The organism is Microbacterium sp., assembly GCF_003248605.1.
Lineage (GTDB): Bacteria > Actinomycetota > Actinomycetes > Actinomycetales > Microbacteriaceae > Microbacterium.
In genome coordinates, this window is the sequence record NZ_QFPF01000129.1 from 1 (window position 1) to 6,241 (window position 6,241).

3 protein-coding genes are annotated in these 6,241 nt (G+C 70.7%); 1 reads left to right on the forward strand and 2 read right to left on the reverse strand.

The features are described from left to right. Positions 1-1,079, reverse strand: a 1,079-nt coding sequence (locus DI573_RS13360; protein WP_292815264.1) for an acyl-CoA dehydrogenase family protein, incomplete at its 3' end; no start/stop codon positions are given. 273 nt (positions 1,080-1,352) lie between these two features. Between DI573_RS13360 and DI573_RS13365 the strand changes: the two genes are divergently transcribed. Beyond that, complete coding sequence (locus tag DI573_RS13365; protein ID WP_292815258.1) at positions 1,353-5,033, forward strand: choice-of-anchor I family protein; 3,681 nt, start codon at positions 1,353-1,355, stop codon at positions 5,031-5,033. A 322-nt stretch (positions 5,034-5,355) separates the two neighbouring features. Here the strand turns inward: DI573_RS13365 and DI573_RS13370 are convergent. After that, on the reverse strand, positions 5,356-6,241 hold an 886-nt coding region (locus DI573_RS13370), incomplete at its 5' end, for a thiolase family protein (protein WP_292815261.1).

The window sequence follows — 6,241 nt, forward strand, 5'->3', positions numbered from 1 at the left end:
CGCACGATCTTCTCGATGCCGTAGTCGCGCAGGTAGCCGTATCCACCGTGCAGCTGCAGCGCCTCGTTCGCGACCCGGAATCCCGCATCGGTGGCGTAGCGCTTGGCCATCGCGCACCGCATCACCGCATCGGCGCGCCCCTCGTCCAACGCGGTCGCCGCCTCGGCGACGAGCGCCCGCGCGGCGGCGAGCTCGGTGGCCATGTCCGCGATCGTGAACGCCACGCTCTGTCGTTCGGCCAGCGGCTCGCCGAAGGTGAAGCGCTCGTGCACGTAGCGGATGGCCGCATCCATCGCCGCCTGCGCGCCGCCGATCGAACAGGCGGCGATGCCGAGGCGACCCGGATCGAGCGCGCCCATCGCGATGCGAAAGCCTTCGCCCTCGTCGCCGAGCCGGGCGGTGGCGGGAACCCGGACCTCGTCGAGCACGACCTGCCGGGTCGGCTGCGCGCGCCAGCCCATCTTCTCCTCTTCGGCCCCGAACGACAGACCGGGAGTGTCGGCGGGCACGACGAAGGCGGTCACCCCGCGGGCCCCCGCCTCGCCCGTGCGCGCCATCACGACGTAGACCGCCGCGACGCCCGCGCCCGAGATGAACTGCTTGACCCCCGTCAGCACGTACTCGTCGCCCGCGCGGATCGCCGAGGTCGTGATCGCCGCGGCATCCGATCCCGCCCCGGGCTCGGTCAGGCAGTAGGAGCCGAGCGCCGACATCTCGACCAGGCGCGGCAGCCAGGTCTGCCGCTGCTGCGCCGAACCGTGCCGATCGATCATGCCGGCGACCATGTTGTGGATCGAGATGTAGGCGGCGATCGTGGGATCGCCCTGCGCGAGCTCTTCGAAGATCACCGTCGATGCGCGTCGGCTGAGGGCCGTGCCGCCGACGTCCTCGGCGATGCAGATGCCACCGAGGCCGAGATCACCGGCGCGGCGCAGTGTCTCGACCGGAAAGCGGGCATCGGCATCCCACTGCGCGGCGTAGGGCTCGAGCTCCGTGCGCGCGAAGTCCTGCACCGCCTGGCGGATCGCTTCGAGCTCGTCGTCGTCCGCGGGGCTGTGGGCGGCCGCGGAAACGCTCATCGGGGTGGGCTGAGCGATGGTCATGTCGTCCTCCTCCGCGCCCTCGTCGGCGCGTACGGGATGCCGGACGTCGGCATCGACGCACGGCCAACGAAGTGCCGGGTGGGCACCGTGGATTTACATGGACATCCTACTAAATCCCCGGGGCCGCAAGGGATGCATGTGTGCGCATACGCCGTTCGCCTCGTGTTCACCCGGCTGACACCGGCGGTGGTTAGGCAGGACGAGGACGCATTCGCGCCCGCACCCACCACTCCTGACCCGAGGACACAGATGCCTTCGCATACCCCCTGGCGCCGCCGCGCGCTCGGTGCCGCGGTCGTCGTGTCGACGACGTGCGCGCTTGCGCTCACGCCCGTCGCCGCAGCAACCGCCAACATCGTCGCCGACCCGATCACCTACTCGGCCGACGGCGCCGCCCTCTCGCTCTCGCCCCTCGGCACCTTCGAGACCGGGGTGTTCGACGAATCCGCCGCCGAGATCGTCGTCGCGCACGGCGACCGCCTGTTCGTCGTGAACGCGCAGGCCGGCGCGGTCGACGTGCTCGACTATTCCGACCCCACGGCGATCGCGAAGCTGTACTCGCTCGAGAGCAGCGGCGTGGCCAACTCCGTCGCGGTGCGCGCGGACGGCCTGGGCGTCATCGCCTTCGAGAACGAGACGAAGACGGATGCCGGCACCCTGGTGTTCTTCGACGCGAACGCGAACGAAGCCACGATCCTCGGCAGCGTCACCGTGGGGGCGCTGCCCGACATGGTCACGATCTCGGCCGACGGCGCGTACGCGGTCGTCGCGAACGAGGGCGAGCCGAGCGAGGCCTTCGACATCGATCCCGAGGGATCGATCGGCGTGGTCGCACTGCCGGGGCTCGGCACGGTCGCAGCCCCCACGCAGGATGCCGTGCGCATCGCCGGTTTCGGCGCGTACGAGGGCGAGAACCTGCCCGAGGGCGTGCGGGTGTTCGGGCCGAACGTGGGCGGCGACGACAGCACTCGCGTCTCGCGCAACCTCGAGCCCGAATACATCGTCACCGACGGCGGCACCGCCTACGCGGCGCTGCAGGAAGCCAACGCGATCGCCGAGATCGACCTCGCGACCGCCACGGTGACCGACCTGTGGTCGCTGGGCTTCACCGACCACGGTGTCGAGGCGCTCGACCCGAGCGACCGCGACCCCGAGGGTGAGCCCTCGTTCAGCCTCCGCACCTTCGAGGGCCTGAACGGCATCTACATGCCCGACGGCATGGCCTCCTACACCGCGGGTGGGCAGACCTACCTCGTCACCGCGAACGAGGGCGACGCCCGCGAGTGGGGTGAGTACGTCGAGGGCGCTCGTGTGAAGGACCTCGGCGAGGACGGGCTGCTGCCCGTCTGTGAGACGAGCCCGCTGGCCGGCTACACCGGAGACGCCGACCTCGGCCGCCTCAACGTCACGACCGAGAACGGGCTCAGCGAGGCGGGCGACTGCTACGAGGAGCTCTACGCCTTCGGCGGCCGGTCCTTCTCGATCTGGACCACCTCCGGCGAGCGCGTGTTCGACTCCGGTTCCTCGTTCGAAGAGGTGACGCACGCCGCGGCGCCCGAGTTCTTCAACTCCAACCACTCGGAGTCGAACCTCGAGGGCCGCTCCGACGACAAGGGCCCCGAGCCCGAGACGGTCGCGATCGGCGAGCTGAGCGGGCGCACCTACGCCTTCATCGGATTCGAGCGGGTCGGCGGCATCGCCGCCTATGACATCACCGATCCGGCAGCATCCGAGTTCGTCACCTACATCAACAACCGCGACTTCGCGGTCTCGGTCGAAGACGGCGGCGAGCTGGCGGCGGCCGGAGACCTCGGCCCCGAGAGCATCGCGTTCATCGCCGCCGAGGACTCGGCCACGGGCGAGTCGCTGCTCGCGGTGGGCAACGAGGTGTCGGGCACGACGACCCTGTTCGCGATCGAGGACGCCCTGGCGCCCGAGCTCACCGACATCCAGGTGCTGACGATCAACGACTTCCACGGTCGCATCGAGGCCAACTTCGGAAACGGCGAAGCGGGAGCTGCGGTCATCGCCGGGGCGGTCGACGCGTTCGAGGCCGACAACCCGAACACGCTGTTCGTATCGGCCGGTGACAACATCGGCGCGTCGACGTTCACGTCGTTCATCCAGCAGGACAACCCCACGATCGACGCGCTCGTGGCCGCGGGCCTCGACCTCGGCGCCGTGGGCAACCACGAGTTCGACGCCGGCTTCGACGACCTGACCGACCGGGTGCTGCCCCGCTACGGCGACATCGCGTTCGGCCTCGGCGCGAACGTCTACCTCAAGGGCACCGACACGCCGGCGCTCGAGGAGTACGTGGTCGAAGAGGTCGACGGCGTACGCGTGGCCTTCATCGGCGTCGTCACCCCCGACACCGCCGGCATGGTCACGCCGACCGGAATCGCCGACATCTCCTTCGGCGACCAGCTCGAGGCGGCCGACCGCGTCGCCGCCGAGATCGTCGAGGGGGATGCTGCCGACGTGATCGTGCTGCTCACCCACGACGGCGCGGCCACCGAGGACTGCACGACGATCGCCTCGGGCGACTCGGACTACGCGGCGCTCGTGAACGGCGCCTCGGCCGACATCGACGCGATCGTCTCGGGTCACACGCACCAGTCGTACGCGTGCGAGGTGCCCGTCGACGGCGTCGCGGGCACGGAGCGTCCGGTGATCCAGGCGCACCAGTACGGCACGACACTCGGCAAGCTCGACATCTCGGTCGACTCCGAGACGCTCGAGCTCGTCTCGATCGACGCGTCGCTCGTGCCGCTCGTCGGCGACGACGAGATGCCGCTGTTCGAGGCCGACCCGACGGTGCAGGCCATCGTCGACGAGGCCGCGGCCGTGGCCGAGGAGGAGGGCGCCGTAGAGGTCGGAGCAATCAGCGCCGACATCCTGCGCGGTGGCACGCCTCCCGGAGACGACCGGGGCGTCGAGTCCACGCTCGGCAACCTCGTCGCCGACATGTACCTCTGGGCGACGTCGAACGACGACTACGCGGGCGAGCCCGCCGTCATCGGCATCATGAACCCGGGCGGTCTGCGCGCCGACCTGCTCTACGGCGAGGATGGCACGATGACCTATCGCGACGTCGCCAACGTGCAGCCGTTCGCGAACACGCTCGTCACGGTGACCCTTACGGGTGCGCAGCTGAAGCAGGTGCTCGAGGAGCAGTGGCAGCCCGCGGGCTCGTCGCGCCCCAAGCTGCACCTCGGTGTCTCGGAGGGATTCACCTACGAGTACGACGAGGCGGCAGCATCCGGTTCGCGCATCCTGTCGATGTCGCTCGATGGCACGCCCATCGCCGCGGGTGATGAGGTCACGGTCGTGACCAACTCGTTCCTGGCCGCGGGTGGCGACAACTTCGTCACCTTCGCCGCGGGCACCGACCGCACCGACACCGGCCAGGTCGACCTGTCGGCGTCGGTGGCGTACTTCGAGGAGTTCGAGGTCGTCGACCCCGCACCCCTCGGCCGCGCGGTCGCCGCGACCACCCCGTCGCCTTCGCCCTCGCCTTCGCTGCCCTCGACCGGCACGGACTGGGCACAGGTGAGCGTCGGCTCGGGCCAGGTCGAGCAGGGCGGGACGCTGAACGTGACGGTCTCGGGCCTCGAGCCCGGTCAGGTCATCGGCGCGACGCTCTACAGCGACCCGATCGTCATCTCGGGCATCCCCGCCGCCGACGCGACGGGCCGGGTGTCGTTCGCGGTGCAGATCCCGGCGAACCTGACGCTCGGCGCGCACACGCTCGAGATCACGTCGGCGGGCCTCGAACCGATTCGCATCGGCGTGACCGTCGTGGCCGAGGGTCAGCTCGCGGTCACCGGCTCGCAGCTGCCGCTGGGGCTCGCCCTCGGCGGGGCGTTCCTGCTCGTCGCCGGCGGGCTGCTGTTCGCACTGCGGCGCCGGGGCTCGCTCGTCGAGTAACCCGCGTGCACGCACTGCGGCCCCCGGCGTTCGCGTCGGGGGCCGCACTGCGTGCGCTGGCGGCGCCGATGGGGCGGCGGGCGGGCCCGGGGGGCCGGGCTCGCGATGCTCGGCTGTCGCAAAATGCGGGTCGGCCGCATCCACACCCGCAACAAGCGACAGGCGAGCACCGAGGGGCGCAGCCCCGCGAACCCCCGGCATTCAGCTGTCGCAAAATGCGGGTCGGCCGCATCCACACCCACAACAGGCGACAGGCGAGTACCACGCATGCACCGAGTCGGGCAGCCACACCGGCGGCCACATCACACCGCGGGATGCTGCGCTACAGCCGCTCGATGAGCGTCGCGTTCGCGAGCCCGCCACCCTCGCACATCGTCTGCAGGCCGAGGCGTCCGCTGCTGTGCTCGAGCCGCGCGAGCAGCGTCCCGAGAAGGCGCGTACCGGACGACCCGAGTGCATGCCCGAGGGCGATGGCGCCTCCCCAGGAGTTCAGGCGCGCAGCATCCGCCCCCACGTCCGCGGCCCACGCGAGCGGCACCGATGCGAACGCCTCGTTGACCTCGAAGGCATCGATGTCGCCGATCGAAAGGCCGGCGCGGTGCAGGATGCGGCGGGTTGCGGGGATCGGGCCGGTCAGCATCATGAGCGGGTCATCACCGACGACGGCGAACGAGTGGAACCGGGCGCGCGGGCGCAGCCCGAGGCTCGCGGCGACGTCGTCGCCCATGATCAGCACCGCGGACGCGCCGTCGGTGAGCGGCGAGGACGAACCCGCGGTGATACGCCAGTCGAGGTCGGGGAAGCGCTCCGCCATGGCGTCGGTGCGGAACGCGGACGGCAGCGCCGCGAGGGCATCGACGGTCGTGGCGGGGCGAACCGTCTCGTCGGCCGCGACGACTCCCTCGGGGGTGGGGACGGGGATGACCTGAGTGTCGAAGAGGCCATGGGCGGCAGCATCCGCCGCCCTCGCGTGCGACCCGGCGGCGTAGACGTCGAGCATCTCGCGGGAAAGATCCCAGCGATCGGCGATCAACTCGGCCGAGACGCCCTGGTTCACGAGGCCCTCGGGATACCGCTCGCGCAACGTCGGCGACATCGGCGACCCCTCCGCCGTCGACGAGCCGAGCGGCACGCGGCTCATCGACTCGACGCCGCCCGCGATGACGATGTCATACGCCCGCGAGATCACCCCCTGCGCTGCGAAGTGC